This window comes from Clostridium mucosae (assembly GCF_024622765.1).
Classification (GTDB): Bacteria; Bacillota; Clostridia; order Clostridiales; family Clostridiaceae; genus Clostridium.
The window spans coordinates 1-3,731 of the sequence record NZ_JANKAF010000047.1 but is presented as its reverse complement, the minus strand read 5'-3'; the positions used below and the strand labels follow the sequence as shown (position 1 = coordinate 3,731).

5 protein-coding genes are annotated in these 3,731 nt (G+C 25.7%); 3 read left to right on the top strand and 2 right to left on the bottom strand.

All coding sequences use genetic code 11. From position 1 onward, the window contains the following. Positions 1–121: 121 nt before the first annotated feature. Positions 122–271 carry a hypothetical protein gene (locus tag NSA50_RS19510; RefSeq protein ID WP_257448181.1) on the bottom strand — a complete coding sequence of 50 codons (150 nt, stop codon included), beginning with the start codon at positions 269–271 and terminating at the stop codon, positions 122–124. Between the two features lie 41 nt (positions 272–312). Then, positions 313–453 (bottom strand): hypothetical protein, encoded by a 141-nt coding sequence (locus tag NSA50_RS19505; RefSeq protein ID WP_257448165.1) that lies wholly within the window; start codon positions 451–453, stop codon positions 313–315. A gap of 233 nt (positions 454–686) precedes the next feature. Between NSA50_RS19505 and NSA50_RS19500 the strand changes: the two genes are divergently transcribed. The 3 genes from NSA50_RS19500 to NSA50_RS19490 are packed head-to-tail and all read left to right on the top strand — an operon-like array spanning position 687 to position 3,555. Continuing rightward, a complete protein-coding gene (locus NSA50_RS19500; RefSeq protein ID WP_257448162.1) occupies positions 687–1,226 on the top strand; it encodes a helix-turn-helix transcriptional regulator in 540 nt (179 codons plus the stop codon). Positions 1,227–1,262: 36 nt separating this feature from the next. Further along, positions 1,263–1,841 carry a Uma2 family endonuclease gene (locus NSA50_RS19495; protein WP_257448159.1) on the top strand — a complete coding sequence of 193 codons (579 nt, stop codon included), beginning with the start codon at positions 1,263–1,265 and terminating at the stop codon, positions 1,839–1,841. A gap of 58 nt (positions 1,842–1,899) precedes the next feature. After that, positions 1,900–3,555 (top strand): recombinase family protein, encoded by a 1,656-nt coding sequence (locus NSA50_RS19490; protein ID WP_257448156.1) that lies wholly within the window; start codon positions 1,900–1,902, stop codon positions 3,553–3,555. Positions 3,556–3,731 lie beyond the last annotated feature (176 nt).

Genomic DNA, 3,731 nt, shown 5'->3' with positions numbered 1-3,731 from the left:
CCCTTCTTTGTCTAAATTGCTCCAAGATACTTTATTATTTGTTCTTTCTTCGTAAATCTTCTTAAATCTTTCTAATAAACTATTATTGATCATAATACACTCCTTAACTTAAATTTATATATTAATTAATTTCTTTTAACTCTCTAGGAAAAGGTGATGTAAACATACCTATTTCAATAGGATTTTCTTTTAATTTCTTTTCCAACTCTTCTTCTGTTTCAATTCCATTTTCCTTTAATAACTCCCAAGCTTTTTCTATCGTTATATCCATTTTTCCTCCTTGCTTAAATTCAATAAATAACTTTATCTCTATTAATGTTTCATTCCTTTACCTAGATTAACCCCTGAAATAAAACATTCAAAAGCTTTTTGCTCTTGTTCATTTAATGACTTTACAAACTCAACTATTCTTTGAACTCTTGTTTCTTCTTGTTTTTTTAGTGTTATTTTCATATTTTCAATTCCTTTCTTTAATTATTTTCTTTATTTCTACCAACGAATTTGAACTGAAAACTACTGATGTGATATAGTTGTTCAAATATTTTTTAAGATGAATGTTACAAAGACACATAAAATAGTATCTTTGATTACAGTATATGTTGCAATGATGCTTTTGTCAACTTATTTTTCAAAAAAAGTTGCATTGTTGACAATGGAATGATATTATCTTTTTAGGAGGTGATTAAATGAATGAAAGGTTAAGAATTTTAAGAGAAACTTTAAATTTAAGTCAAGAAGTGCTAGGAGATAAAATTAATGTTACACGATCTCACATTTCTTCTCTTGAAAAAGGTAAAAGAAGCATAACAGATAGAATAGTTATTGATATTTGTAGAGAGTTTAATGTTAATGAAGAATGGCTTCGTAATGGTACTGGTGAGATGTTTGCTAAATCTGATACTTTTTCTTTAGATGATTTCTTGAAGAAAAATAATGCTACCGCTCTAGAGACTAACATTATCAAAGCTATTGTCACCAGTTACTTCGGAGTTTCCGAGGAGTTTAGAGATGAATTTATTAATAAGCTTATTGGTGAATTTAAAAATAGTTATAGCGATAGTGATAATGAAATTACTGCTACAAAAGATATTGATATGAATTCAATAGATCGTGAAGTTGAATTATATAGAGCTGAACTTATAGCAGAGCAAAAAGGGGTAATATATCAAGTATCAGAAAAATCAGAAGAATTAAAAAAAGTAGAAATAAAAAAAAATCCAGCTTAAATTTAATTAAAATTTATAAAGATAGGAGATAATTAAATGAATTCTAATGCGATAGAAAATAAAATCTATACCTATGATGATTATTTGAATTTTGCAGATAATGAAGTAGTTGAAATTATAGATGGGAAGATTTTCGCAATGTCACCAGCACCTAGTAGAATGCATCAAGAAATAATAACGGATATTATAACCGAAATAAGAAGTTATATAAAAAATAATAAAGGTACTTGTAAGGTTTATCCTGCACCTTTTGATGTAATTTTAAAAAATAATGATGAAGAACTTAAAAACTCCAAAAATATTGTTCAGCCTGATATATCTGTTATTTGTGATAAAAATAAATTAACAGATAAAGGTTGCACCGGTTCTCCTGATATGATTGTTGAAGTTGTTTCTCTTTTTAATCCAAGTAACGATTATATAAAAAAATTAAGTTTATATCAGGAATATAAAGTTAAAGAATATTGGATAGTAAACCCCATGCAAAAAGCTATTCTAGTATATAAATTAGAAGGCGAACTTTACGGAGCACCTACTTCATATACATTCAATGATCAAATTAAAGTAGGTATATTTGAAAATTTAATAATAGATTTTAAATCTTTTGAAATCTAGTAAAATAAAAAATTAAGAGTTATGAATATCATAGCTCTTAATTTCTAAGGAGGATATTATGAAAAAAAGCGCTATATATGTAAGAGTATCTACAAACCATCAGATTGATAAGGATTCTCTTCCACTTCAAACAAATGATATGATTAATTATTCTAAATTTGTGCTTGGTATAGATAATTATGAGATATTTGAAGATGCTGGATTTAGTGGTAAAGATACCAGTAGACCAGCTTATCAAGACATGTTAAATAGAATAAAAACAGGTGAATTTTCTCACTTATTAGTTTGGAAAATAGATAGAATAAGCAGAAATTTAATAGACTTTTGTACCATGTATGAAGAATTAAAAAAATATAATATTACTTTTATAAGTAAAAACGAACAATTCGACACCTCTTCTGCCATGGGTGAAGCAATGCTTAAAATTATCTTAGTATTTGCAGAACTTGAAAGAAAATTAACAGCTGAAAGAGTAACTGCAGTAATGATTGATAGAGCAACTAAGGGCTTATGGAATGGTGCACCTCTTCCTTTAGGCTATAGATGGGACAATACGTCTAAGTTTCCTGTAGTAGATGAAAAGGAAAAAGAAATAATTATCTTGATTTATAAAATGTATAAAGAATATAAATCAACAACAATAATACGAAATTTTTTAAATGAAAATAAATTAAGAACTAAAAGAAACGGAACTTGGACAACTAAAACAGTTAGTGATATTATAAGAAATCCATTTTATGAAGGTACTTATAGGTATAATTATAGAGAATCTTCTAGAGGAAAAAAGAAAAATAAGAATGAATGGATAATCATTGAGGATAACCATGTAGCAATTATCACTAAAGAACTATGGAAGCAATGTAATGATATTATGGACTTAAATGCCGAAAGAAATAATGCTAAATTTAGAAGTAATACTAAAACTCATATTTTTTCAAGTTTAATTGAATGTGACGAGTGTGGTAATAATATGTATGCTAAACAAGATAAACCTCATTTAGATGGATATATTCCTTCCATTTATGCATGCAAAGGTAGATATAATAAATTAGGATGCACTCAAAAAACAGTAAGTGATACTATTGTATCAGAATTTGTTTTAAATTTTATATCTAATATTTTGAAAATATCTAAATCAAAAAAATCTTTAGCTATAAATGAACTTGAAAAAAAATTACTTTTAGGTGACAAATTTAAAGATGTAATTGGAATAAAGGAAATAGATCATGTACATAACTCTATTTATCGTTCTAATAAAAATATATTTAAACTAAAAAAAGAAAAAGAAAATAATACTATTGATTTAAATCTTGATCAATTACATTTGAAATTAAAAAAATATAAAAAAGCTCTTAACAAATTAGAAGATTTATACTTATTTGATGAAGCTGAAATGTCTACTAAAGATTATTTAATTAAAAAAAATACAATTGCTGATAAAATTAAAGAAATAAATAAAAAACTAAATAACTCTACTCCTAAAGAGTCATCCAGCTATAATATAAACTTTATTTTAAATGTAGCTACGTTTGAACTTTCTAGGCAACTTATGACTGGTAATATAAAAATTAAACCCCTTATTACTAGTATTGGACGAGATAGCATAAAGGATTTTGTTAATGCTATAATCAAAAAAATCATAGTTAAAGATAGGCAAATAAAATCTATTGAATTTAAAAATGGCTTAATTGTTACTTTCCTATATAACTCTTAAACCTAGTAAAAATCACATATTACAACTCTTCTATATTTCTACCAACGGACATCCCCATGTCTCTATGTAATATTTTAATTCTTTAATTTCTTCTTTCATAAGTATTCTCCTTTTTAGAAATATATTTTCCCCAATAACATTATAATAAATATTTAATTATTTTTAAATAGCTAAAT

What these genes read in the sequence shown, in the direction of transcription:
- NSA50_RS19505 (WP_257448165.1), bottom strand. Translation starts at nt 453, where the DNA reads ATGAAAATAACACTAAAAAAACAAGAAGAAACAAGAGTTCAAAGAATA.
- NSA50_RS19510 (WP_257448181.1), bottom strand. Translation starts at nt 271, where the DNA reads ATGGATATAACGATAGAAAAAGCTTGGGAGTTATTAAAGGAAAATGGA.
- NSA50_RS19500 (WP_257448162.1), top strand. Translation starts at nt 687, where the DNA reads ATGAATGAAAGGTTAAGAATTTTAAGAGAAACTTTAAATTTAAGTCAA.
- NSA50_RS19490 (WP_257448156.1), top strand. Translation starts at nt 1,900, where the DNA reads ATGAAAAAAAGCGCTATATATGTAAGAGTATCTACAAACCATCAGATT.
- NSA50_RS19495 (WP_257448159.1), top strand. Translation starts at nt 1,263, where the DNA reads ATGAATTCTAATGCGATAGAAAATAAAATCTATACCTATGATGATTAT.